Source organism: Klebsiella sp. P1927, assembly GCF_018204675.1.
GTDB lineage: Bacteria > Pseudomonadota > Gammaproteobacteria > Enterobacterales > Enterobacteriaceae > Klebsiella > Klebsiella pneumoniae.
Genome location: NZ_CP073377.1, coordinates 4,462,312 through 4,487,126, shown reverse-complemented (window position 1 = coordinate 4,487,126; position 24,815 = coordinate 4,462,312). Strand labels below are relative to the sequence as shown.

24 protein-coding genes are annotated in these 24,815 nt (G+C 59.5%); 10 read left to right on the top strand and 14 right to left on the bottom strand.

The genetic code is table 11. The annotated features are described in order from the left end of the window. Window positions 1-20: 20 nt before the first annotated feature. The 4 genes from KB892_RS22465 to trpS form a co-directional block, all read right to left on the bottom strand. Window positions 21-1,145, bottom strand: a complete 1,125-nt coding sequence (locus KB892_RS22465; RefSeq protein WP_002887327.1) for an ABC transporter permease — start codon at window positions 1,143-1,145, stop codon at window positions 21-23. Then, a complete protein-coding gene (rbbA, locus tag KB892_RS22460; RefSeq protein WP_004152413.1) occupies window positions 1,145-3,889 on the bottom strand; it encodes a ribosome-associated ATPase/putative transporter RbbA in 2,745 nt (914 codons plus the stop codon). The genes KB892_RS22465 and rbbA overlap by 1 nt, the downstream gene beginning before the upstream one ends. After that, window positions 3,886-4,953, bottom strand: coding sequence for an HlyD family secretion protein (locus KB892_RS22455; RefSeq protein ID WP_004152412.1), 1,068 nt, complete (start codon window positions 4,951-4,953; stop codon window positions 3,886-3,888). Before KB892_RS22455 ends, rbbA begins: the two co-directional genes overlap by 4 nt. A gap of 306 nt (window positions 4,954-5,259) precedes the next feature. Then, entirely contained in the window at window positions 5,260-6,267 is a 1,008-nt protein-coding gene (gene trpS / locus KB892_RS22450) for a tryptophan--tRNA ligase (protein WP_002887348.1), read from the bottom strand. Between the two features lie 504 nt (window positions 6,268-6,771). Here trpS and KB892_RS22445 point away from each other — a divergent pair. From KB892_RS22445 to KB892_RS22430, 4 genes are read left to right on the top strand one after another with little or no spacing between them, the layout of a single operon-like run. Further along, the gene (locus tag KB892_RS22445) at window positions 6,772-7,755 is read left to right on the top strand and encodes an autoinducer 2 ABC transporter substrate-binding protein (RefSeq protein WP_002887349.1); all 984 of its coding nucleotides are present in this window, start codon (window positions 6,772-6,774) and stop codon (window positions 7,753-7,755) included. Window positions 7,756-7,805: 50 nt separating this feature from the next. Continuing rightward, on the top strand, window positions 7,806-9,290 hold the full coding sequence (locus KB892_RS22440; protein ID WP_002887350.1) for a sugar ABC transporter ATP-binding protein: 1,485 nt from the start codon (window positions 7,806-7,808) through the stop codon (window positions 9,288-9,290). Beyond that, window positions 9,283-10,254 (top strand): ABC transporter permease, encoded by a 972-nt coding sequence (locus KB892_RS22435; protein ID WP_002887351.1) that lies wholly within the window; start codon window positions 9,283-9,285, stop codon window positions 10,252-10,254. Before KB892_RS22440 ends, KB892_RS22435 begins: the two co-directional genes overlap by 8 nt. After that, a complete protein-coding gene (locus KB892_RS22430; protein WP_002887352.1) occupies window positions 10,251-11,207 on the top strand; it encodes an ABC transporter permease in 957 nt (318 codons plus the stop codon). Before KB892_RS22435 ends, KB892_RS22430 begins: the two co-directional genes overlap by 4 nt. A gap of 36 nt (window positions 11,208-11,243) precedes the next feature. Here the strand turns inward: KB892_RS22430 and KB892_RS22425 are convergent, their stop codons facing one another. Next, window positions 11,244-12,026 carry an NAD(P)H-dependent oxidoreductase gene (locus KB892_RS22425; RefSeq protein WP_002887354.1) on the bottom strand — a complete coding sequence of 261 codons (783 nt, stop codon included), beginning with the start codon at window positions 12,024-12,026 and terminating at the stop codon, window positions 11,244-11,246. Window positions 12,027-12,112: 86 nt separating this feature from the next. On the opposite strand from KB892_RS22425, the gene KB892_RS22420 reads away from it, so the two are divergent. After that, window positions 12,113-13,021, top strand: a complete 909-nt coding sequence (locus KB892_RS22420) for a LysR family transcriptional regulator (protein WP_004178483.1) — start codon at window positions 12,113-12,115, stop codon at window positions 13,019-13,021. After that, window positions 13,015-13,434, top strand: coding sequence for a FosA5 family fosfomycin resistance glutathione transferase (gene fosA / locus KB892_RS22415; RefSeq protein ID WP_002887377.1), 420 nt, complete (start codon window positions 13,015-13,017; stop codon window positions 13,432-13,434). The genes KB892_RS22420 and fosA overlap by 7 nt, the downstream gene beginning before the upstream one ends. A gap of 71 nt (window positions 13,435-13,505) precedes the next feature. On the opposite strand, the gene KB892_RS22410 is transcribed toward fosA, so the two are convergent. Next, on the bottom strand, window positions 13,506-14,918 hold the full coding sequence (locus KB892_RS22410; protein WP_002887384.1) for an aminotransferase-like domain-containing protein: 1,413 nt from the start codon (window positions 14,916-14,918) through the stop codon (window positions 13,506-13,508). A 177-nt stretch (window positions 14,919-15,095) separates the two neighbouring features. Between KB892_RS22410 and KB892_RS22405 the strand changes: the two genes are divergently transcribed. The 4 genes from KB892_RS22405 to KB892_RS22390 all read left to right on the top strand — a co-directional run bounded on the left by KB892_RS22405 (window position 15,096) and on the right by KB892_RS22390 (window position 18,017). Beyond that, a complete protein-coding gene (locus tag KB892_RS22405; protein WP_002887388.1) occupies window positions 15,096-15,260 on the top strand; it encodes a DUF1127 domain-containing protein in 165 nt (54 codons plus the stop codon). A 164-nt stretch (window positions 15,261-15,424) separates the two neighbouring features. Further along, window positions 15,425-15,889, top strand: coding sequence for a MarR family winged helix-turn-helix transcriptional regulator (locus tag KB892_RS22400; protein ID WP_004177547.1), 465 nt, complete (start codon window positions 15,425-15,427; stop codon window positions 15,887-15,889). Between the two features lie 6 nt (window positions 15,890-15,895). Beyond that, entirely contained in the window at window positions 15,896-16,963 is a 1,068-nt protein-coding gene (locus KB892_RS22395; RefSeq protein ID WP_002887394.1) for an HlyD family secretion protein, read from the top strand. Continuing rightward, the gene (locus KB892_RS22390; RefSeq protein WP_002887411.1) at window positions 16,953-18,017 is read left to right on the top strand and encodes a DUF2955 domain-containing protein; all 1,065 of its coding nucleotides are present in this window, start codon (window positions 16,953-16,955) and stop codon (window positions 18,015-18,017) included. The genes KB892_RS22395 and KB892_RS22390 overlap by 11 nt, the downstream gene beginning before the upstream one ends. Here the strand turns inward: KB892_RS22390 and KB892_RS22385 are convergent. The 8 genes from KB892_RS22385 to KB892_RS22350 form a co-directional block, all read right to left on the bottom strand. After that, window positions 18,014-18,268 carry a putative Se/S carrier protein gene (locus tag KB892_RS22385; protein WP_002887412.1) on the bottom strand — a complete coding sequence of 85 codons (255 nt, stop codon included), beginning with the start codon at window positions 18,266-18,268 and terminating at the stop codon, window positions 18,014-18,016. The genes KB892_RS22390 and KB892_RS22385 overlap by 4 nt on opposite strands. Continuing rightward, complete coding sequence (yjiL, locus tag KB892_RS22380) at window positions 18,265-19,032, bottom strand: putative 2-hydroxyacyl-CoA dehydratase activator YjiL (protein WP_002887413.1); 768 nt, start codon at window positions 19,030-19,032, stop codon at window positions 18,265-18,267. Before yjiL ends, KB892_RS22385 begins: the two co-directional genes overlap by 4 nt. Window positions 19,033-19,041: 9 nt before the next feature. Then, window positions 19,042-20,193, bottom strand: a complete 1,152-nt coding sequence (locus KB892_RS22375) for a double-cubane-cluster-containing anaerobic reductase (RefSeq protein ID WP_002887414.1) — start codon at window positions 20,191-20,193, stop codon at window positions 19,042-19,044. 97 nt (window positions 20,194-20,290) lie between these two features. Next, window positions 20,291-20,530, bottom strand: a complete 240-nt coding sequence (locus KB892_RS22370) for a DUF2164 domain-containing protein (RefSeq protein ID WP_002887416.1) — start codon at window positions 20,528-20,530, stop codon at window positions 20,291-20,293. Between the two features lie 25 nt (window positions 20,531-20,555). Continuing rightward, a complete protein-coding gene (gene mdtM, locus KB892_RS22365; protein ID WP_002887417.1) occupies window positions 20,556-21,797 on the bottom strand; it encodes a multidrug efflux MFS transporter MdtM in 1,242 nt (413 codons plus the stop codon). A 53-nt stretch (window positions 21,798-21,850) separates the two neighbouring features. Further along, a complete protein-coding gene (locus tag KB892_RS22360) occupies window positions 21,851-23,143 on the bottom strand; it encodes a DUF445 domain-containing protein (RefSeq protein ID WP_004146918.1) in 1,293 nt (430 codons plus the stop codon). After that, on the bottom strand, window positions 23,136-23,798 hold the full coding sequence (locus KB892_RS22355; RefSeq protein ID WP_002887419.1) for a LysE family translocator: 663 nt from the start codon (window positions 23,796-23,798) through the stop codon (window positions 23,136-23,138). The genes KB892_RS22360 and KB892_RS22355 overlap by 8 nt, the downstream gene beginning before the upstream one ends. Before the next feature lie 47 nt (window positions 23,799-23,845). Further along, a complete protein-coding gene (locus KB892_RS22350) occupies window positions 23,846-24,661 on the bottom strand; it encodes an AraC family transcriptional regulator (protein ID WP_002887420.1) in 816 nt (271 codons plus the stop codon). Window positions 24,662-24,815: the final 154 nt, after the last annotated feature.

Genomic DNA, 24,815 nt, shown 5'->3' with positions numbered 1-24,815 from the left:
CGACGGCCCTTCTTAAGCCTTTATGCCATCTCACCAATAGTCTTACGAAAACGCAGCAACGCGATAGTAAAGAACACTCCGCCGATAGCCAGCAAGGTTAAGAACTGCGGCCAGACGATGGCGAAGCTGGCGCCTCGATACAATATCGCCTGCGCCAGGCTGACGAAGTGGGTGGTCGGCATGGTCAACATAATATCCTGTACCAGCTGCGGCATACTTTCTCGCGGCGTGGATCCGCCGGAGAGCATCTGCAGCGGCAGTAAGACCAGGATCATCAGCAGCCCCAGCTGCGGCATCGAGCGGGCGAGGGTGCCCATAAAAATGCCGATCGAGGTCGTGGCGAACAGGCTGAGCGCCACCCCCAGCATAAACAGGGGAATCGACCCTTCAATGGGCACCTGCAAAATCCCCTGTACCATCAGTATCAGTGACAACCCGGAGACCACCAGCACCACCAGGCCCATCGACCAGATCTTGGCCAGCATAATTTCAAACGGCGTGATCGGCATCACCAGCAGATGCTCAATGGTGCCATGTTCCCGCTCGCGGATCAGCGCCGAACCGGTGAGGACAATGGCCAGCATGGTGATATTGTTGATGATCGCCATCACCGCGCCAAAGCGCTCCTGCTCAAGGTTAGGATTAAAACGCATCCTGACCGCCAGCTCTACCGGCAGCACGCTGTTATCCCGATAGCGGGCGATAAAACTGTTTACTTCGCCGGTGATAATATTCTGGATGTAACCGTTGCCGGTAAAGGCCTGACTCATGCGCGTGGCGTCGACGTTGACCTGGATTTCCGGCTGCCGATCGGCCAGTACATCGCGCTGGAAGTTAGGCGGGATGTTGATGGCGAACGTGTAGCGCCCGGCATCCAGCCCGGCGTCCATCTCATCAGCGGTGATCAGCTCCGGCTCAAGAAACCAGGGACGGTAAAAAGCGTTAATAATGCGTGAGGAGAGCTGGGATTTATCCATATCAGCAACCGCGATCGGCGCCAGGTGCAGCGAACCGGGCATCACCGTGGCCGAGGAGTACACCGACACGGTAAACGCAAACACGATCAGCGCCAGCATAGCTTTATCACCGAGCAGGCTGCGCAGTTCTTTGACGCCAAGATTATAAATATTGCGTAATCCGCGCATCATCCCTCCTGTTTCTTCAGCAGCAGCACGCTCAACCCGAGCACCAGCGGCACCGCAATCAGTAGCGGAATGAATGAGCCCCACAAATCGCTAATATTCAGCGCTTTCGAAAAGGTCCCGCGGGCGATAGTCAGGAAGTGGCTGGTCGGGTAGATTTGCCCAATCCAGCGCCCGGGACCTTCCAGCGAGGCCACCGGATCGATCATTCCGGAAAACTGGGTTGCCGGGATCAGCGTAATAATCGCGGTACCGAAAATAGCGGCGATTTGGCTCTTCATAAAGGTTGAGATCAGCAGCCCCAGACCAGTGGCGATGGTGACATACAGCAGCGCCGCCAGGGTCAGCGTCAGGAAACTCCCCTTATGCGCGACGCCAAAGACAAAGACCGACAGCGCGCACAGCAGGAAGAAGTTAAACATCCCCAGTACGATGTAAGGCAGCTGCTTGCCGAGCAGGAATTCGCTGCGGGTGGTTGGCGTCACGTACAAGTTGATAATCGATCCGAGCTCTTTCTCACGCACTACGCTCAGGGCGCTGAGCATCGCCGGGATCATCATCAGCAGCAGCGGGATCACCGCCGGGACGATGGCCGGCAGGCTCTTCACATCTGGATTGTAGCGATAGCGGGTCTCGATGGAGATGAGCGAGGTATCGCGCCGCGGGCTGCTCTGGCGGCCGGCCATCTCCTGCAGCCAGGCCAGATGCATCGCCTGTACGTAGCCGCGCACGGTTTCCGCGCGGTTGGGCATCGCGCCGTCCACCCACACGCCGATTTGCACCGGCGTGCCGCGGGCGATATCGCGGCCAAAGTTCGGCGGGATCTCTATCGCCACCGCCAGCTCGCCGTCGCGCATCCGGCGGTCCAGTTCGTCATAGCTGTGCAGCGGCGCCTGTTCGATAAAGTAGCGTGAGCCAGCGAGATTCTGCGACCAGCCCTGGCTGCTGAGGGTTTGATCGCGGTCGAGGACGGCAAAGCGCAGATCCTCAACGTCCATGCTGATCCCATACCCCATGATAAACATCAGGATCACCGTCCCCAGCAGCGCCAGCGTCGATCGTACCGGATCGCGGCGCAGCTCCAGCGCCTCGCGGCGGCTATAGCTAAACAGCCGGCGAAGACTGAAGGCCTGCCGTGGAGTCGTGTGTCGGGAATACGATGCCACAGCAGACGTGGGTTCTTCTGGTACTGGAGAGGACGGCTGGGCCTCTTTAAGCCAGGCGATAAACGCCTCTTCCAGGCTGTTTGAACCGCGCTGCTCGACCAGCGCCTGCGGCGTATCGCTGGCCAGCACTTTGCCGGCGTGCATCAGGGAGATACGATCGCAGCGTTCCGCCTCATTCATAAAGTGGGTGGAGATAAAAATGGTCACTTGATCCTGCCGCGCGAGGTCTACCATCAGCTGCCAGAACATATCCCGCGCCACCGGGTCGACGCCGGAGGTCGGCTCGTCGAGGATCAGCATCTCCGGGCGATGGATGACCGCCACCGCTAACGACAGGCGCTGACGGATCCCCAGCGGCAGATCGGCGGGAAGCGCGTCTTCAACCTCGGTCAGCATAAAGCGCTCGCACATTTCCGCCACCCGGCCGGGGATTTCGCCGTCCGGAATATGGAACAGGCGGGCGTGCAGCTCGAGGTTTTGCCGGACGGTCAGTTCGCTATAGAGCGAGAAGGCCTGCGACATATAGCCCACCCGCTGGCGGGTGGCGATATCCTTCGGGTCGACCGGCTGGCCGAACAGCCAGGCTTCACCTTCGCTGGCGGGCAGCAGGCCGGTGAGCATCTTCATGGTGGTGGATTTGCCGCAGCCGTTGGAGCCGAGGAAGCCGAAGATTTCACCGCGGGCGATGCGGAAATTAACGTGGTCGACGGCAACAAAGTTGCCAAAGCGCATGGTCAGGCCGCGCGCTTCGATGGCGATCTCTTCCTCACGGCTGTCGCGCGGTGGGATAACTACCGCCCTATGCGCCTGACGCTGTGCTTCTGGCAGCAGGGCGATAAACGCCTGCTCCAGGGTCTGGCTGCCGGTCTGGGCTTTGAGCTCTGCGGCGCTGCCGGTCGCCAGCACCTCGCCGGCGTTCATCGCCACCAGCCAGTCAAATCGCTCGGCCTCTTCCATGTAGGCGGTGGCCACCAGCACGCTCATCGCCGGCTGGCGCTGGCGAATACTGTCGATAAGCTCCCAGAATTGCGCCCGGGAGAGGGGATCGACGCCAGTGGTCGGTTCATCAAGGATCAGCAGCTGCGGATCGTGGATCAGCGCGCAGCACAGGCCGAGCTTTTGCTTCATCCCTCCGGAGAGTTTTCCGGCGGGGCGATCGCGAAACGGCGCCAGCCCGGTACTCTGCAGCAGCTCGTTGATGCGCAGTTCGCGCTCGGCTTTATCGTGGCCGAACAGGCGGGCGAAGAAGTCGACGTTTTCATACACCGAGAGAGTGTGATAGAGGTTTTTCCCCAGCCCCTGCGGCATCCACGCGATTTTCGGACACACCTCGCGGCGGTGATGCACATCGCGCATATCGCCGCCAAGCACCATCACGTTCCCCTGCTCGATGGTCCGCGCCCCGGCGATCAGCGAAAGCAGGCTCGATTTGCCGACGCCGTCCGGGCCAATCAGGCCAACCATACGCCGTGCCGGGATCGCCAGACTGATATCGCGCAGCGCGATGGTGGCGCCAAACTGCTGACCAACATGTTCCAGCAGGGCGACGGGGGGCGAGGTATCCTGCGGCGTTAGTTTCATTGCGGCAACCTCACCGCCAGGGCTTCAGGCCAGGGTTGTTGTTTATCCAGCCGTACGTAAGCCATACCGGGCAGGCCGGTTTTGACATACTCCAGGTGTTGCGCCAGCAGCTCCGGCGGGATACGCGCTTTGACGCGGAACATTAGCTTCAGGCGCTCGTCGCTGGTCTCGACCGTTTTCGGCGTGAACTGGGCGACGCTGGCGACAAAGCTGATATTGGCCGGGATCACCAGATCCGGCGCGGCATCAAGGACCAAGCGCGCTTCGCTGCCGAGCGCCAGCAGACCTGCCTGTTCGGTGGGCAGAAAAAAGGTCATATAGACATCGGCGAGATCGACCATGTTCAGTACCCGGCCACCGGCGGCCAGGACTTCGCCTGGCTCAGCGACGCGATACTGAATGCGGCCATCGCGGGGGGCTTTCAGCTCGCTATCGTCAATATCGGCGAGGATCCGCCGCTCGGTCGCCTGGGCGGCTTCGACGCGGGTTTGCGCCTGAATAATGCTGGTGCGGGCAGCTTCGATGGCGGCGCGGGCGGCGGAGACCTGGGCTTTCGCCGATTCCAGCGCCGCGCGGGCGCTCTCTGCGGCCGCGCGATCGTCATCCAGCTGCTGGGCGGAGACGGCGCCACGCTGGGAGAGGGTGTTGGAGCGAACATGGCGTTTCGCCGTGGAATCCAGCTCCGCCTGGCGCTGCTTCACTACCGCTTCGCTGGCACGCATTTCACTTTGTCGCTGATCGAGCAAGGCTCTGGCGGCCAGGACCGCGCTTTCCGCTTCCTTGATTTGCGCGGCGGCTTCAAGACGCTGCTCGTTCAGTACCCGGGTATCCATTCTCGCCAGCACCTCTCCCTGGTGCACGAACTGACCCTCTTTGACCAGAATGGTGTCGATACGCCCGGCGATTTTACTGGCAATATCAACTTCGGTGGCTTCGATTCGGCCGTTGCTGCTGGCAAACCCCGCCGGGAGTCCCGGCGGGCGCAGCAGCCACCATGCGGCGGCGGCGAGCACCACCAGTAAGCCGACAAAATACCCTGCCCAACGTTTCTTTATTTTGTCCATACGCGACTCGCTTGATTCCCTGTGCTGAGTGGTGCGCGTGTTTCCTCCGGCGGGCGGAGCGTCCTTCTTGCGAAGGACGAAAAAGTGGAGGGAGGGCCGCTGACGCCGCGCTCTGCCGCGCCGATGCGCAGCCGCTCGCTGGGCTACTTATGTGGTCATCATCAGCGATCCTGGCCTTAATGAAACACGCATAGTGAGAGCTACCGTTAACGCGATAGTAACAGCCGGGGCGATATTGTCCATACGAAAGACAGGGTCTTGTCGGCGTGTTAACAAAATTATCCGCACAGGGAGTATTTCACCATCTCAGAACAGCACAGGCAGACCCAGCCCACGCTTCACCTCATGCAGCGTCTGCTGTGTGAGGTGGTGGGCGCGTTCGCTGCCCTGGCGCAGCAGCTCCAGCAGCATCCCTTTATCCTGAATAAAAGTGGCCCTGCGTTCGCGGATCGGCGCCAGTAGCGTCTGCAGGCAGGTTTCCAGCTCATTCTTACACTGGCGATCGCCCAGCCCGCCGCGCTGATAGTGGGCTTTCATCTCTGCCACCCGCACCTTATCGCTGTGGAATGCATCGAGATAGGTAAACACCACGTTGCCCTCGACATGCCCCGGATCGCTGACTCTCAGGTGCGTCGGGTCGGTATACATCGCGCTGACCGCGTGGTGGATCTCCTCCTCTGTGGCCGATAACGTCAGCGTATTGCCCAGCGATTTCGACATTTTGGCGTTGCCATCGACGCCCGGCAGGCGACTCACTTCGCTGAGTAGCGCCTTGCAGTGGCGCAGCACCGGCTCGCCGGTGAGGCTATTCATCTTGTGGACGATCTCGTTGGTCTGCTCAATCATCGGTAGCTGATCGTCGCCCACCGGCACCAGTTCGGCCTTGAACGCGGTGATATCGGCCGCCTGGCTAATCGGATAGGCAAGAAAACCCACCGGTAGCGAGCGGGCGAATCCCTTCTGGGCAATCTCATTTTTGACCGTCGGATTACGTTCTACGCGGGCGACGGTGACGATATTCATATACAGCGCGCTGAGCTCCGCCAGCGCCGGCAGGGCGGACTGCAGGCAAATAGTGGTGAGCCTGGGGTCGATGCCGACGGCCAGATAATCGGCCATGACTTCGAGGATATGGTGGCTGATTTTTTGCGGATTGCTGCCGTTGTCCGTGAGCCCTTGCAGGTCGGCGATCAGGATAAATTGCTGGTGGTTATGCTGCAGCGCGACGCGCTGGCGCAGCGAGCCGACGTAGTGGCCAAGATGAAGTTGGCCGGTCGGGCGGTCGCCGGTGAGGATGGTTTGTGGATGGTTCATCAGGGACTCCTTATCAGACTGTTCAGCCGAAAGACGTCCTGAAAACACCAAAGCCGCCTTCCGGCGGCTTTGAAAATGGAAACGTGTATCGTGCCGCCTGTTATGCAGGCAGCCACCAACGGCGGGGATAGGTAACGATAACGTTTCTGTTCATAGGGAGTATCCTGCCACGGAAGGGGCTGGAGGCGCAATCAAAAATCACATACTTTTCCTGATGTTATTTATGTGATTGTTTTTCGGTAAATAACGAAGCGGGAAAAATATATTTTCTCTGCGACCCGATCATTATTCTGGAACAACAAACTATGTTGCATTTTTTTTGTGAAAAAGCTCACGCCACAGGATTATAGTATTATTATCCATATTTATAGCTGAATATTACCTGTCTGCTGTTACAGCTTGTGTTTATTCTCTTCTAAATTATTAACATTATTACAATTTCTATCTATTTTTCCGCTTTGCGTCATACCCCTGTCTGACTACAACGTATTGAGGCTAATTATTATGCATAAACGTCTGGTCGTTAATATTTTTTCATCATTGCTGTTGGGGGCTGCGCTTATTTCCGCGCCGGTATATGCGGCGGAAAAAACCGTAGTCAATATTTCAAAAGTGGACGGCATGCCATGGTTTAACCGGATGGGTGAAGGGGTAGTCCAGGCCGGGAAAGAGTTTAACCTCAACGCCTCCCAGGTAGGGCCGTCCAGCACCGATGCGCCGCAGCAGGTGAAAATTATTGAGGACCTGATTGCACGTAAAGTGGATGCCATCACTATCGTGCCTAACGATGCCAACGTGCTGGAGCCGGTATTCAAAAAAGCCCGTGACGCCGGCATCGTGGTGCTGACCAACGAATCGCCCGGGCAGCCGAGCGCCAACTGGGATGTGGAGATCATCGATAACGAGAAGTTCGCTGCTGAATACGTGGAGCATATGGCCAAGCGGATGGGGGGCAAAGGCGGCTACGTTATCTATGTCGGTAGCCTTACGGTACCGCAGCACAACCTGTGGGCCGATCTGCTGGTGAAATACCAAAAAGAACATTACCCGGACATGCATGAAGTCACCCGCCGAATGCCGGTGGCGGAAAGTGTTGATGATTCCCGCCGTACCACGCTCGATCTGATGAAAACTTACCCGGATCTGAAAGCGGTGGTCTCTTTTGGTTCGAATGGCCCGATTGGCGCGGGGCGCGCGGTGAAAGAGAAGCGTGCGAAAAATAAAGTCGCGGTCTACGGGATGATGATCCCCTCGCAGGCGGCTTCTCTTATTAAGAGCGGCGATATTACCGAAGGGATCACCTACGATCCGGCGACAGCCGGCTATGCCCTCGCGGCCGTCGCCAGCACCCTGCTGAACGGCAAAACCATTGAGCCGGGATTTGAACTGAAAGAGCTCGGTAAAGCGGAAGTCGATAGCGACAAGCATATTATCCGCTTCCATAAAGTGCTGCTGGTAAATAAAGACAATATTGATTCGCTCTACTAATCCACCTTCCGGGGCGCCTGCCGCCCCGGCTTAACCAGCCAGGGGATGCTATGGAACCTTTCCTTTCCCTTCGACACGTCAGCAAAACCTTCCACGCCAACCGCGCGCTCAATGATATCAGCATCGACTTTATGCCCGGAGAAGTGCACTGCCTGGCCGGGCAGAACGGTTGCGGGAAGTCGACGTTGATCAAAATTATCTCTGGCGTCTATCGCCCGGATGTGGGCGCAGCGATGACGCTGGGCGGCAAGACGTGGCCCAAACTGACGCCAGCGGCCTCTGTCGCCCATGGGATCCAGGTGATTTATCAGGATCTGTCGCTGTTTCCCAATCTCAGCGTGTGGGAGAACATTGCTATAAACCACTATCATCGCGGCGTACTGGTGAGGCGCAGCGAACTGCGACGCAGTGCGGAGCAGGCGATGCGCAGTATTAACGTCTCGCTGCCGCTGGATGCCGCCGTGGAATCGCTCTCCATCGCTCGCTGTCAGCTGGTGGCTATCTGCCGCGCGCTGGCGCAGGATGCCCGGCTTATCATTATGGATGAACCCACGGCCTCATTGACCCATCAGGAAGTGGAGGGACTATTGCATGTGGTGCGCCAGCTGCGTGAGAGGGGGATCTGCATCGTCTTCGTAAGCCACCGTCTGGAAGAGGTCATGGCCGTATCGGACCGCATCAGCGTGCTGAAGGATGGCAATCTGGTCGGCACCTTGCCGGCGGCAGAGGTAACCACCCGCCGGCTCGGTTTTCTGATGACGGGCCAGGAGTTTGACTATCAGGTGCGCGATCTGTGGCAGGGGCAGGGCAGTACGCCGGTGCTGGAGGTGCGCAATCTCAGCCGCAAAGGGGAATATCATAACGTCTCCCTGAAGGTCGAAGCCGGAGAAGTGGTGTCGATAGTCGGCCTGTTGGGCGCCGGGCGAACAGAGCTGTGCCTGAGCCTTTTCGGCATGACCCGCCCTGACAGCGGCGAGATCCTGATAAATGGCCAGCCGGTGCGGTTGCGTAGCAATCAGGACGCTATCCGCCACGGTATCGGCTATGTCTCCGAGGACCGTATGTCGCGCGGCCTGGTGATGAGTCAGTCGATTGAAAACAACATTATCAGCACCGTGTTTCATAAAGTGAAAGGCGCTTGCGGACTATTGAGTGATAGTAAAGCTCAGCAGCTGGTCGCAAGAATGGTCAACGCGTTGACCATTAAGGCGCCGGATACGCATCTGCCGGTGAATACCCTCTCCGGTGGTAATGCCCAGCGCGTTTCTATCGCCAAATGGCTGGCGATCTCTCCTAAGCTGCTGATCCTCGATAGCCCAACCGTGGGGGTGGATATCGCAAACAAAGCCGGGATCTATCATATCATCAGCGATTTGGCTGCCCATGGTATCGCCGTGCTGATGATTTGCGACGAGATTGAAGAGGCGTGGTACCAGAGTCATCGCATCCTGGTGATGAAGCAGGGCGAGTTGACCCATAGCTTCCTGCCGGACAGCAGTACCCAGCAGCAGATAGCGGAGGTGGTCAATGGCTAATCTGTTGAAACGACATGAATTCTGGTTAGGCATGTTCATTATTGCGCTGTGCCTGCTGCTGGGCTGGCGCAGTGAGGAATTTTTCACTTTCGGCAATCTTTACGACCTCGCTAATAACTATGCGATGCTGACCATTCTCGCCTGTGGTCTGTTCGTGGTGCTGATCGCCGGCGGGATTGATATCTCCTTCCCGGCTATGACCATTATCGCCCAGTACGGCATGGTGGTGATGCTGCAAAAAGTAGGCGGCAACTTCGCGGTGGCTTTTGTGCTTGCCGGCGGCATCGGCGTGCTGCTGGGGCTGGTGAACGCGCTGTTGGTTAATCGTCTGCGGGTCCCCTCGATCATTATCACCATTTCTACGCTCAACATTTTCTACGGTTTGCTGCTGTGGTTAAGCAAAGGTGTCTGGCTCTACGACTTCCCTCCGTGGTTTGAAAAGGGGGTTATGCTGTTCAAATATACCGATGCCGATGGTTACGATTACGGCCTGGGGCTGCCGCTGCTGACGATGATCGTCGTGGTGCTGTTGACCGCGTTTATCATGAATTTCACTACCGTTGGCCGCAAGATCTATGCCATGGGCGGCAACCGGGAATCCGCCAGCCGCGTCGGCTTCAGCGTGCTCCGCCTGCAGCTGTTCGTTTATGGCTATATGGGGCTAATGTCGGGGGCCGCAGGTGTCGTGCAGGCGTGGACAGTGATGACCGTTGCGCCGGATTCACTGCTGGGCTATGAGCTGACGGTGCTGGCGGCGGTGGTGCTGGGCGGCACCAGCCTGATTGGCGGGCGCGGAACTCTCACCGGTACGCTGCTGGGGGTGATTTTACTGGCGGTGATGCAGAACGGCCTGAACCTGCTAGGGGTCTCCTCCTACTGGCAGACCCTGATCACTGGGGCGATCATCGTCGTCAGCATCAGCGTAACGGCATGGAGCCAGCATCAGAACCGGAGCTTGTTATGAAAAAATCGTGGCGCAACAACGTTGAGTTTTACCTGATCGGCCTGCTGCTGCTGATGGTTATCGCCTTTAGCATCGCCATGCCAAACATCTTCTGGTCTGTCAGCAATTTCCAGTCGATTGCCTCGCAAATGCCGGTGCTGGGGATCCTGGCGCTGGCGATGGCCATGACTATGCTTTGCGGCGGCATTAATTTGTCAATTATCGCGACGGCTAACGCCTGCTCGCTGGTGATGGCCTGGGTGGCGACGAGCTATCCGCCTGGGGGCGCTACCGCGCTGGCGACGCTGCTGGCCGGCGGAGGGGCGGCGATGATCATTGGCCTGTGCAACGGGATATTGATCGCCGGGATCCGCGTTTCGCCGATCCTGGCTACCCTTGGCATGATGACCCTGCTCAAAGGGATAAATATTCTGATCACCGGCGGCAGCGCCATCGCTAACTATCCGCAGTGGGTGCTGTGGCTGAATCACGCCCAGTGGTTCGGTATTCCGCTGCCAATGTGGCTTTTTGCGGTGGTGGCGGCCGGGCTGTGGGTGCTGCTGGAGAAAAGCCCGCTGGGTCGGGCGATCATGTTGATCGGATCCAACGAACGGGCGACCCATTATTCCGGGATCAATACCCGGCGGGTGTTGATGTGGGTATATGTCATCTCGGCCCTGCTCTGCGCGGTGGCTGCGTTTCTGATGATGTCGAAGCTGAACTCAGCCAAAGCATCTTATGGGGAATCGTATTTGCTGGTGTCGATCCTCGCGGCGGTGCTTGGCGGCGTGAATCCGGATGGCGGTAGCGGGCGCATCGTTGGGATGGTGCTCGCGCTGTTCCTGCTGCAGATTATTGAGAGTGGGTTCAATATCCTCGGTATCAGCCCCTATCTGACGATGGCGCTGTGGGGCGTATTGCTGCTGTGCTTTATCCAGGCGCGAGGCATGCTGGGACTGGAGAGAGCCGGGTAAATGACCCGTCCTCGGGGGCGAAGACGGGATAGCCAGTTATTCGCTACGCAAATGCACCGCCAGGCCGCTTTGCCCTGGCGCCAGCTCCGGGCGCAGCGTCAGCGACGGGATCAGATAATCGCCATGATTCTGGCGGCGGAATGGAATGGGCTCGGTTTGCCACAGCGTGTCCAGCCGCTCGGCCAGGGCGGCGCACTGATCGGCGAACTGCCCGGCATCGGTTTTATCCGTGCGGTAGAACACCAGCGGCGGAAGCACCTCAAAGCCGGGGTAGAACAGCATACCGTGCTGAATGGGGAACAGGATGTCGTCGATGGGGCCATTGATCCCGCGCGGTGAATAGTGTTCCGCCCAGCCGCCGGCGGTGACGATCAGCATCGCCCGCTTGCCGACGAAAGTGCCTTCCCCGTAGCGATCCCCCCAGTGGCGGTCGCTGTGCTCGCCGACGCCATAGGCAAAGCCCCAGGCGTACACCCTGTCGATCCAGCCCTTCATGATGGCGGGCATCGAGAACCACCATAGCGGGAACTGGAAAATCACCGTATCGGCCCACAGCAGCTTTTCCTGCTCGGCTGCGATATCCGCACTTTGGGTGCCCTGGGCAAAGGCCTGTTTGGAATCGAGGGTCGGCCGCCAGAACTCGCCGACCGGCGGGGCGCCGCTGTCGTCGGCGTCATACCCGGCCTTCCAGCGCATGGCGTAGAGATCGGAGACTTGCACTTCATGCCCGGCCTGCTGCAGATGGCGGACGGCGAAATTTTTCAGCGCGCCATTGAGCGAGCGCGGTTCCGGATGGGCGTAAATCAGCAGTACTTTCATAATATCACCTCTGGCGTATGGAGAGCTGCAGAGTAGGAAAGCTGACGCTATAGTAGAAATTAATTACTTAAATTCCCGGTATAGTCGTGATTAATTTACAGCGTCTGGATCTCAATCTGTTGCGCACCCTGGATGTGCTGCTTAGCGAAAACAACGTTACCCGGGCGGCGCAGCGGCTGAATCTGTCGCAGCCCTCGGTAAGTATTCAGCTCGCCAGGCTGCGGGAGATTTTCGCCGATCCGCTGCTGATGCCGGGCCCGCGCGGCATGCAGCCCACCGCCCGCGCCGATGAGCTTCGCCAGCCGCTGCGCGCCGCATTAGCCGCGCTGGAGCAGGCGGTGGCGCCGGTCAGCCCTTTTGATCCGGCCACGGCGGCGGAGACCTGGCGGGTGGCGGCGACGGACTATATGGCCTCGGCGATCCTCCTGCCGATGCTGGCTGGGTTACGCCAGGCCTCTCCCGGCAGTCGGCTGGCGGTATTCGAACTGCAGCCGGCGCGGCTGGAGCAGCAGGCGGCCAGCGATACAGTAGATCTTTTCTTTCATACCCGCGAGGGCGCGCCGCCGGGGCTGCATCAGCGCCTGCTGTTTCGCGAACGCTACGTGCTGGCTGGCCGGGCGGAACATTCGGCGCTGCGGCCTGGGCTTAGCCTGGAAACGTTCTGTCAGCTGGAGCACGTGATCGTCTCCCCGGACGGGGGCGGCTTCAGCGCGGCGACCGATATCGCGCTGGCGAACCTCGGACTGATGCGGCGGGTTGTCCTTTCCGTGCCACATTTCCTGTTTATGCTGGAGACCCTGCGCAATAGCGATCTGGTGGCGGTCCTGCCGGAGCGGCTGGTGCGCGGGCAGAGCGGGCTGGTGGTCGTCGAGCCGCCGCTGGCGGTCGCCGGCTTTGAGATGCTGATGCTGTGGCACGAGCGCTGGCACCGCGACCCGGCGCATCAATGGCTGCGTCAGTTCATTGTGAATTCACTGGAGGAACAGACATGCTGAGTGGACTGAATCACCTGACCCTGGCAGTCAGCCAGCTGGCGCCGAGCGTGGCGTTTTATCAGCAGCTGCTGGGCATGACGCTGCATGCCCGCTGGGACAGCGGGGCTTATCTCTCCTGCGGCGATTTGTGGCTGTGCCTGTCGCTGGATCCGCAGCGGCGCGTTACTCCGCCGGAAGAGAGCGACTACACCCATTATGCGTTTAGTATTAGCGAAGCCGATTTTGCTAGCTTCGCCGCCCGCCTTGAGGCTGCCGGCGTGGCGGTCTGGAAGCTGAACCGTAGCGAAGGTGCCTCGCACTATTTCCTCGATCCCGATGGCCATAAGCTGGAGCTGCACGTCGGCAGTCTCGCCCAGCGGCTGGCCGCCTGCCGCGAGCAGCCGTATAAGGGGATGGTGTTTTTTGAACAGTGAAGCTGCTACGCAGACGTTAGATCACCCGTAGCCCCGGTAAGCGCAGCGCCACCGGGGAGAACAGGTTAAATTCACTCCATCGCCACCTTCACCGCTTCTCCCAGCTTCACCATCACCGCTTTATGTTTTTCGGTCGGCGGCAGGGCGCAGTTGATCCTGACGCAGTTGCGATACTTGCCCGCTGCCGAAAACAGCGAGCCCGGCGCGACCTGGATCTTCAGCCGGCACAGCTGCTTGGCGACGCAGACCATATCTACCTGCTCCGGGAGCTCAACCCACAGCATAAAACCGCCCTTCGGCCGGGTGACGCAGATCCCGCAGGGGAAAAATTCCCGCAGCCAGCAGGTGTAGATCTCGATATTGCGCTGATAGATCTGCCGCATCCGCCGCACGTGGCGGTGGTAGTGGCCTTCGCGAATAAAATTGCAGGCCGCCAGCTGAGTGGAGGGGACGTTGGTCCCGCTGGCGGCGTACTTCATCTGTAGCAGCTTGTCGTAGTAGCGCCCGGGGGCGATCCAGCCGATACGCAGCCCGGGGGCGATGGTTTTGGTAAAGGAGCTGCAGAGCATCACCCGGCCGTCGATATCCCAGGAGTGGATCGTGCGCGGGCGCGGGTATTCGGTGGCCAGCTCGCCGTAAATATCATCCTCGAAAATAACGATATCGTAGCGTTGGGCAAGGTTCAGCACCGCGCGCTTGCGGGCGTCCGGCATGATAAAGCCCAGCGGGTTATTGCAGTTTGGCACGAGGATCACCCCTTTGATCGGCCACTGATCCAGCGCCAGCTCCAGGGCCTCGATGCTGATCCCGGTTTCCGGATCGGTGGGGATCTCAATCGTCTTTAATCCCAGCCCGCGCAGCATCTGCATGGTGCCGTAGTAGCAGGGGGATTCCACGGCGATGATGTCCCCTGGCTGGCACACCGACAGCAGGGCCAGCGACAGCGCGCTGTGGCAGCCGCTGGTGAGCACCAGATCGTCGGCAGTTACCACCGATCCGCCGTCGAGCATCAGGCGGGCGATCTGCTCCCGTAGCTCGCGACGCCCGGCCAGTTCGTCATAGTTCAACACCTCAGTGAGGTTGTGCTGGATAGCCCGGCTCAGTTCACGCCAGATGGGCTTCAGGCTTGGCTGCGTCACGTCCGGCGAGCCGCCGCCGAAGGGGATGATCGATTTATCGTAGCGGGCGTCAAGCATGGTCAGCACCTGATCCCACTGGGTTATCTCCACCGGGCGCTGGACCGGACGCGACATCGGCGGCACCGGCGGCTGGGCTTTGCGCGGGGCGACGAAATAGCCCGATCGCGGCTGCGGCACAATCATCTGCTGCTGCTCAAGCAGCTGATAGGCCTGCTGGACGGTGCTGATGCTGACGCCGTGCTCCTGGCTCAGGCTGCGCACCGACGGCAGCTTTTCGCCATGGCGATACAGGCCCTGTTCGATGCGTTCGGCCAGCAGCGTAGCGAGATGTTGGTAGCGGGTCATGCTGTATCCTTAATTGCCGCCATACAGATGGAATAACCAGTACAGATGGGCGTAAAAATTGGGCTCTGGTGTACGTTTTAGCTAATCTGTATGTTAAAGAAAAGCGTTTTGTGAATCTGTATTCCTTACCCCCAAATCCGTGAAGATAAAGCCTCTGGCAAGGTGAGGAGGTAGAGGATGGAATTTCACGAGAACAGGGCAAGACAGCCATTTATCGGTTTCGTACTGCTGGTGCGGTTTATCAAAAAATGGTGGCTTCAGGAGCAAACGCGCAGAGTTTTGCAGCAAATGAGCGACGAACAGCTGAAAGATATCGGCCTGCGTCGGGACCAGATCAATTAAAACGTGCGGTTTTTTACAGGCAAACCTTCTTCATTATCCCGGTGAGCGCAAAGTGCCGCCGGGATACATTCACGAAATTTATCAATTGATGCGGCACGACCTTCCGTTTCTTGATACTTACCCTGATAAGTATTATTTTCTTCTCAATAATGAGAGGAAGCCCCGTGACTGAAGACGAACTGTTTGCCCGCCGCCCGCTGGGGATGCGGATGGCTATGGTGGTGCGCCAGTGGCGCGCCATTATTGACTCCGCTATCACCGATACCGGACTCACCCAGTCCAGCTGGACGGTGCTGATGCAACTGCATCAGCTGGGAGACAACGTCTCGGTCAGCGAACTGGCGGAGGTGCAGGGCATTGAACTGCCGCCGCTAATGCGCACCCTCTCATTACTGGAAAAGCAGGGCTATCTGGTGCGTTCCACATCGCCATATGACAAACGCATTCGCCTGCTGACGCTGACCGCTGAGGGGCGGGCTATTCTGGAAAAACTGAGCTGCGTGATCGAGACCTATCAGGAGCGCGTAACCCAGACCATCCCGGAGGCCGATCTCGCTACCTTCAGCGCCACGTTAAATCAAATCGCCTGCCGTTTGCGGAATATCCGCGAAGAAGATAACAAGATCTAACACACTATGATGACGCCTGAACAAAAATTTGCCCGCTGGGTACGGGTGAGTATTGCCGCTTTTCTGGGAATATTCGCCTGGTTTATCGTTGCCGATATCTGGATCCCGCTGACGCCGGACTCCACCGTCATGCGCGTGGTGACCCCGGTTTCGTCGCGGGTCTCCGGCTATGTCTCGCACGTCTACGTGCACAACAACAGCCAGGTGAAAAAGGGCGACCTGCTGTATGAGCTCGACCCAACGCCATTCATTAATAAAGTTGAAGCGGCGCAGATCGCCCTCGAGCAGGCGAAACTGAGCAACCAGCAGCTGGACGCGCAAATCGCCGCCGCCCGCGCCAACCTGCGCACTGCGCAGTACACCGCGCGTAACGATAAGGTCACGCTCGATCGCTACCAGCGCTTGAGTACGATGCAGAACGTCTCGCAGTCCGACCTCGATAAGGTGCGAACCACCTGGCAGACCAGCGAGCAGTCGGTCTCGGCGCTGAACGCGCAGATCCAGAACCTGCTGATCCAGCGCGGCGAGCGCGACGATAAGCGCAACGTCACCCTGCAGAAATACCGCAACGCGCTGGAGGAGGCGCAGCTGAACCTGGCCTGGACCAAAGTGCGTGCGGAAACTGACGGCATGGTCAGCAACCTGCAGCTGAACCCGGGGATCTACGCCACCGCGGCGACGGCTGTGCTGGCGCTGGTTAACAACAACACTGACATCGTCGCCGACTTCCGCGAAAAAAGCCTGCGCCACACCGCGGTGAATACCGATGCGGCGGTGGTCTTTGACGCCCTGCCGGGTCAAGTCTTCCCGGCGCACGTGACCAGCAGCGACGCCGGGATTCTGGCGGGACAGGAGGCGGTGAACGGCCAGCTGTCGCAGCCGGAGCAGTCCACCCGCTGGGTGCGCGACGCCCAGCGGATGCGCATTCACGTCGCGCTGGATCAGCCGCTGGACAAACCGCTGCCGACCGGCGCCCGCGCTACGGTGCAGCTGTACAATAGCGAGGGACCTTTTGCCCGCACCTTCGCCGGCCTGCAGATCCACCTGGTGAGCTGGTTGCACTATGTCTATTAATACCCTGGCGCATGTCTTTACCCCGCACGGCAATATCGTCTACACGGCGAATGATTTTCGCCAGACGGTGCGTATCGCCGTGGCCGGGACCATTGCGCTCAGCATCTCCACCTTCTACGACGTACAGTACGGCGTATTTTTCGTCGTTTATCCGCTGATGCTGATGTCGCTGGTACCGATGTTCAACCTGCACGTCGCCCGCCAGTTTATATTTAGCGCGGCGGTAAACTGTGTCGAAATGGTGCTAATTGTCGGCTATTTGTCGCAGTGGCCGGTGATCATGACCCTGGTGGTGTTTGCCCTGTACGTGATGCGTTTCCGCTTTATGAGCCAGGGACCGCTGTTCCTGTTGGGATCAATGGGGGTGGTGTGCCAGAGCACGATGCTCAACTTTATGAGCTATCCCACCAGCAACTGGCACACCCTGATGTTCTCCAATATGGAAGCCTGCGTGATGGCCGTGGCGCTGAGCGCGCTGCTGCATTACCTGATCCCGGACGTCGAACCGCGCAAGCCGCCGCCGCGGATTGAGAAAGACGCCGCCCGCATCCGTCATGAGTCGCTGCTCTCCGGTACGGTAGCGACGATCATCTTTGTGGTGTTTCAGATCTGCGATCTCAGCGACTCGCTGTCGGCGCTGATGGCCGGGATCCTGATCCTGTTCCCGATGCACTATCGTGGGGCGGTGATCAGCTCGATCTGGCGCGTCGTCGGGGTGGTGCTGGCCTGTCTCTATATACTGGTGGTGCAGCTGATTATCTATGATTTCAGCAACCACATGATCCTGATGATGCCGCTGATTGGTCTCGGGCTGGCCTTCAGCGCCCGCCTACACGTGATGGAGAAAGTGGGCGCCGGGGTGGGCTTCGCCAGCATCACTACCATCGGCATTATGTTCGGCCAGAATTTACATCCGTATCAGGATCTGGTGTTCAGCGATCTGTACCGCATCACCTCGGTGACGGTCTCGCTGGTGGTGACGCTGACCCTGGTTTTTCTCATGCACCGCCTGCTGAACTGTTTCGCGGCGACGCGTTTTGTGGTGAGCGATTAACCTGCAGGTGGGAAGGTGGCGAGACAGCGCCATGCTTCCCCGTTCTGCTGATACAGCGCCGCCGTCTGTTCCGGGACGATCCAGCCTCGCGCATCGGCTTCCGTCCCCTCCAGCAGGATGCACAGCCCGCAGCCGCTGCGCAGCTGGCGGGGTATATCTTTGACCTCGAAGGCTACTCCCGCCGCCTGCATGGCTTTGCGCATCCGAACCACCCCCACCGTGGAGTGAAATAAAAACAGAAACGTTGTCATCCGCGCCTCCGCTGGCGCTGGCCGATCAGCGCCGCGCCGATCGCCCCGGCAAACTGGGCGTCGGGATGGGTTGTCACCGCCATGCCGACATGGCTTTCCAGCATCCGGGCAAAGGCGGCGCAGTGGCTGACGCCGCCGGTAAACAGCAGCGGCCCCTGCGCCGATAAGCGGCCAATAAAGTTCGCGCTGCGCCGGGCCATGGCGTTAATCACCCCGGCCAGAATCGCCTCCGGCGCGACGCCGGCCGACCGCAGGCTAATGACCTCCGATTCGGCAAACACCGTGCACATACTGGTAATGGCGTGCGGTTCCACGCCGTCGGTAATGGCGTCCAGTTGTTCGACGCTGGCGCCGAGGGTGCGTGAAATGACTTCCAGAAAGCGGCCGGTGCCGGCGGCGCATTTGTCATTCATCAGGAAGTCGCTGAGGTTGCCCCCGGCGTCCAGCTGGATAACTTTGCTGTCCTGGCCGCCGATATCAATCACCGTGCGGGTGTCCGGCGCCAGCAGGCGGGCGCCGAGGCCGTGACAAGAGATCTCCGTCACCTGCTTATCGGCAAAATCCACCAGCTGGCGGCCATAGCCGGTGAGGGTTAAAAAAGGCGTCTCCGTGAGGCCAGCGCGCAGTGTCTCCCAGGCCTCGTGGATGGCGTCGGCGGGGCGAAAGGGGGTGGGGCAGAGGAAGCGGCGCACGATGACGCCGTCCGCCAGCAGGATGCCTTTTGTGGCGGTGGAGCCGGAATCAATGCCAACCGTATAGTTCACGCCAGCTCCTTACAGCATTTCGATAAAGGCGGCGACGCGGGTGCTGAGCTGGCCGAGGTCCGCTGTCGAATAGTCGGTTTCAATCGCCATGTAAGGAAGATCGTGCTGTTGGCGCAGATGGCGTTTAATCGCCAGCGATTCCACGGCATAGGTATGGCAGGCCTGCAAAATGACGTCGATCACCCCGTCGGCCTGATACTCCTCCACCATCTGGCTCAGCAGCTGCAGACGCTGGTCGTTGGGGGAGATACAGGAGCAGCCGATGGCGAGATATTTATCGGTTAAGGCGTCGTAGACGTCACCCTCTTCCGCCACGCAGCGCTCGGTCGCTTTCGCGCCGGTGCAGTTCTCATAGCCGACCACCCAGCCTCCGTTTTCCTCGATGGCGCGGACCACTTTTTCCGCCGCGCCGCCGATCGGGCAGCCGGTGATCAGGATCCGCGGACGAGGTTCCAGCCGTTTACCCTGCTGCCACTCCTGATGGATGCGCTCCGCCATGGCATGCAGTTCATCAATCAGGGCGGTTTTGTCGAAACGAAAAGTGGCGCCGTACACCACTTTCAGGATGTCGCCGCCGCTGAGCGCCGGCGGATTGAGCTGCCCGAGACGATAAAAGTGGGCCAGCGCCCGGCGCTCGCGATTTTTCAACACGATGGCTTCGCGCAGCGCCGCCTCGCTAATCGGCGTGCCAAATCGGGCCTCAATCACCTGCTGCAGGCGCAGGATCTCCGTTTTCCACAGTGCGCGCGAGGCGGCATCGCTGGCGCTGTTCGGCAACTGCATGACGTGGACCGCCTTGAACTCGGCCATGTACTCATACATTTTCTTTTTGCCGTCGCAGGTGGTTTCCCCAACCACCAGGTCAGAGAAATAGAAGTAGGGACATTTATCGGTTTTGCCGAAGCCGTAGCTGCTTTTGATAAGCGGGCAGAGGTTGCGCGGGAGATCTTTTTCCGCTTCCTCGATGGTTTCATCGGAGGTTGAGCACAGCGAGACGACAACGGCGCCCGCCGCCATGGCGATCTCCTGGGGCATAAAGGTGCAGTAAGTGCCCACCAGCGGTACGTTCTGCTCTTTAAGATCCATGACGGTGAGAAAGCCCTTCTGGCGAGCTTCTGAGAACTGGTCAAAAATGGCGGGTAGATCGGTGATAAGCGACATGGTTTTCCTTCCCCGTACACGGGAGATGCTGAAAGAGTCGCCATTATAGCCATGGTGTATGCAGGGTTTTATTGATCTCCTGCGTCTGTACGCGGTGTTAATAGACCTTTTTCAAATCCATCTCTTCCTGGATACGCTCGCTCCATGCCTGATGGGTGCGGATGGCCTCTTCGATACCGGCGTTGTAAAACAGCGGCCCCAGCTCTTTGGCGATAAAGTCGACGAAAAATTCGGCGTCAAACTGCTCCAGTTCGAGGTCGAAGGTCTCTGCGCAGTACTTGCTGAGCCTGTCGCGCAGCAGGTCGCGCTGCGCCTGGCTGAGTTCAATGTCATTCATGATGGGGCTTTCTCCGTAAAAGGGCTCACGACTGCCGGGCTTCGATCACCGCTTGTCCGCGCTGGTGGCGTAACAGTCCGGCCAGGCAGCAGGCGGCGACAATCCCGGCGGCCACCGCCAACAGGTGGAAGGGGAGTCTGCCGCCATGGAACCACAGCCAGCGCGCGCCTTCAATTGATAACGCGCTGACGCTGAGGATCACGATATTCAGCGAGGCGGAGACCGTGCCTTTCGGCAGGTCGTTGGAAAAGAGGGTAAAGCGAAACAGCGTCGGGAAAATCAGCCCGATGCCGAAGGCGTAGAAGCAGGTGCCGAGCACCGACCACAGCCAGACGTGGGGCCATACCAGATTGCCAACGATCAGGATGGCCAGGCCGAGCATCTGTACCGGCACCGCGCTGAGGACAAAGCGCGGGCGGGTGGGGTCTTTTACCCAGCGCGCCACCGACAGGTTGGCGATGATAACGGCGCTGAAGACCGGCACCTGGCTCCAGGCGAACTCGCTGGTGGTCAGTCCGCCGGCGTCCATTAAAATCACCGGCGATACCGCCACCCAGTTCATCAGCGGAATATAGCTCAGCGACAGCGTGGCGGCGCCGAGTAAAAAGATGCGGTTGCGAAAGACGTTGCGAAAATCGCGCAGCACGCCCACGGGGCTGAACGGCACATCGCCGCGGCGCACCGTCTCCGGCATGGTCAACAGCAGGCCGAGCCAGGCCACCAATCCCATGGCGGCGATAATGCCGAACAGCGCTTTCCAGTGAATGAAATGCATCAGCGCCGCGCCGGAGAGCGGACCGACGATCGGCGCCACCAGCACGACGGAGGTGATCACAGCCATCAGTCTGATCGATCTTTTTTCCTCAAAGGCCTCTTGTACGGTGACGTAGCCGACGGTGGCTATAAAGCAGATGCTGGTGCCCTGCACGAAGCGGGCAATCAGGAACTGCGTCATGGAGGTGGTGAATAGGGTCGCCAGGCATGCGAGGGTGAAAATCAGCGCGCCGGTGAGCAGCACCGGACGCCGTCCTATCCGGTCAGAGAGCGGCCCCAGCAGCCACTGTAGCGCCATGCCGCCGGCCATATACAGGCTCACCGAGGCCGGAGCCAGCGCCACATCAGCATTGAAATCCCGCACCACGTGCAGGATCCCCGGCTGGATCAGATCGGTAGTGAGATAAGCGGAAAAATCATATAGAATTAACGCCGCCGGGAAGAACAGCGCGGCGGCGTGTCGGCTCAGCCAGTGGGAAATCCTGTGCATCATCTCGCCCTCCCTGTGGAATATTTATCAGCGCTATTGTTCGGATAGTATCATTGCTAACCAATATGCAGATGCAGCAGCGAGGGGATCTGCGAGAGCAGCCACAACAACAGGCCGATGGTTCCCCCCACCAGGGTACCGTTGATGCGGATGAACTGCAGATCTTTACCGATATTGAGCTCGATCTGCCGCGACATATCGCGGGCGTCCCAGCTCTTCACTGTGTCGCTGATATGGCGGGTGAGGAAGGCGGCGAACTCCGGCGCCACCCGGTGCGCCGCCTGCTCCAGGTGTTCGTTAAGCGATTCGCGCAGCGCGTCGTCGCGGAGTAAGGTTTCACCGAACCACTGCCCCGCCTCGGCGATACGCTGCTTAATACGTGAGTCGTCGCTGCTGATATCGTTTTTTACCCAGCCGCGCAGGTCGCCCCATACTTCGCCAAGATAGTGGTTAAAGGTCTCATCATTTTTTAGCCAGGCTTTGATGTTATCGGCCTTCTGCGCCATATCCGGGTCGGATTTCAGGTTATCGATAAGCTTTTGCACGGCGCGGTCAAAAGTCTGACGGATCTGATGCGTACGGTCGTGAGTCACCTCGTCCAGCAGGGTATTCACCGCGTCGGTGACCATCTCAGCGCTGTGCTCGCCGAGCCACTCGGTGGGTAGGAGTTTGGCCTTCAGCGGGTGTTCGGTCTCCAGCCAGTGTACGATGCCGCGGGCGATAAAGGCGCGGGAGCTGTCGCGCTGCAGCAGGGCAATCAGTTGGTTTATCAGCGAATCGAGCAGCTTTTGATGGCGATTGTCGCGGGTCAGCCCCTCCAGCATCATGGCGCTGGTCTGCGTCAGGTCGACCTTATCGATAGCCTTATGCACCGCGCGTCGCAGCAGACGTTGAATGCGCGCGTCATCGGTCAGTTCGAGAAAACCGCTCATCACCTGCAGCAGGTGCTGGCCGACCCGCCGGGCGTTCTCCGGCTGGCTGAACCAGTTGCCGAGCATCAGGGCTGGCTGATAGCGGCGGATCAGCGCGACCAGCGACGGGGTATCAAGGAACTTTTCCTCGACAAAGCGGCCGAGGTTGTCGGCGATGCGGTCTTTATTGCGCGGAATAATCGCCGTATGGCGGGCGACAAAGGGCAGCGGAATACGGCGAAACAGAGCCACGACCGCAAACCAGTCGGCCAGCGCCCCGACCATCGCCGCTTCGGAAATAGCTTTTAGCGCACCGACCCAGGGCGACGGTGGTAGCGCGAGGGTAGTGATAAAAATGGCGGCTGCAATCAGCAGCAGCGACAGCGCCAGCAGTTTGGCGCGTTTCAGTTCAGCGAGTTTTTCCATATGCTTAAGCATATAGCCTGACGGCGAGGTCGTGCAAAAATCGCCAGATAATCCCCAGGCCGAAGAGCATCAGGATCGCCCCCGCCGCCCGCTCGACTCGCCAGACGATGGCGCCCAGGCGGCGCTGTATCTGTGGCAGCGCAATCGCGCTCACCAGCAGTAAATCCCAGAAGAACACCACGCTGACCATCCACAGCCCGCTCACCGTTTGCTGAAGCAGGGTCACAGCCGCCCCGAGCAGGGAAGTCATCAGCGCCAGATAAAACAGGGCGTTTTTGGGGTTGAGCAGCGATGACCCCAGCCCTAGCAGCAGCTGCCTGCCGAACCCCGGACGCGCTGCGCGAACGCTCTCCATCGCCAGCGTCGCGGGACGGCTGCGTATCAGCAGGCTGCCAATCCACAATAAATAGCCCGCCCCCAGCAGCTCGATGAGCAAAAAAAGCAGCGGCGCCTGGCGCAGAAGCCCCCAGCCGACGATGGCGAGCACAATATACAGCGCATTGCCTGCGGCGATGCCGAGACACAATCCGATGCTGCCGCGGATCCGGTAGCGCACGGCGTAGCCGACCAGCAGAAAAAAATCAGGGCCCGGACTGAGCAGAGCGACAAAGTGGGACAGGGCTAGCGCCGGGAAGACGGCGGGAAAGAGCGTCGATAAGGTATGCATAGTGGCCTCGATAATGGTGCAGAGGCCACCCTACGCCAGGTGGCGTATTACTTATTGTCAGATATTGATCTGCTTTGCGCATACTGCCGCGGCGTGGCGGCGGTATAGCTGACAAAGGTTTTATGGAAATGGCTCTGATCGGCAAAGCCAGCCTGATAGCCGACGTCGGCGATAGGATCCCCGGCGCGTAAGCGCGTTTTCGCATATTCGATGCGCGCCATGTTGATCAAACTAGCGGGCGTCAGGCCGGTATCTTGTTTCACGGCGCGGATAACGGTCTCTTTACGAAGCGCGCTGTCGTGGGCCAGCTTATCCAGCGACGGCGACGCCGGCAGATCCATCGCCAGGCGCTGAAACAGCAGGGCGCTGGCGTGATGTGGCGCCTGCGGCGCGGCGGCGCACAGCGGCAGCGCGTGCAGGAGTTGCGCCAGCCGGGCGGGCAGTTGTTCAAGGCTCCCGCGGCTCATCAGGGCGACAACCTGCTGGAAACTGGCAAAGAGAGGGCTGTCGCGCAGCAGCGGCTGCGGCGAGGTGATACTGGCGCCAGGGGGAATATCCGGGCGCTGCGCGTGGCACCATGTCGCGTCCAGGTAAAGCATGTGATAGCTGCGCGGCCTGCCATGCAGCGGATTACAGCTATGCGGCGCGTGCGGCGGGATCACGATCAGATCCCCGGGTTGCAGCAGGTACTCCTGGCCAGCGCACAGGCAGCGCGTTTCCCCCTCGATAATCGCCCCCACCGAGAGCTGGGGGTGGCTGTGGTGCTTATAGGCCTGGCGGCTGCGCCAGGTGCTGCGCAGCTCCAGCCACGGCAGACGATCGTCTCGCCAGAAGGTTTGGGGGATATCTCGGGTATGGTTCACTGCTTTGGCCTTTGCTGCGGGGATAAGCCGTTTATAGCATGCTGCGCCGAGGCTGTCGCCCGCCTGGATTTGCGTACCGCGTCGAAAAAGGATGTCACGCTTGCAGTCCGGGGAAATATGTTTTCGTAGCGGAATGTAAAATCCCGGTTTCCGG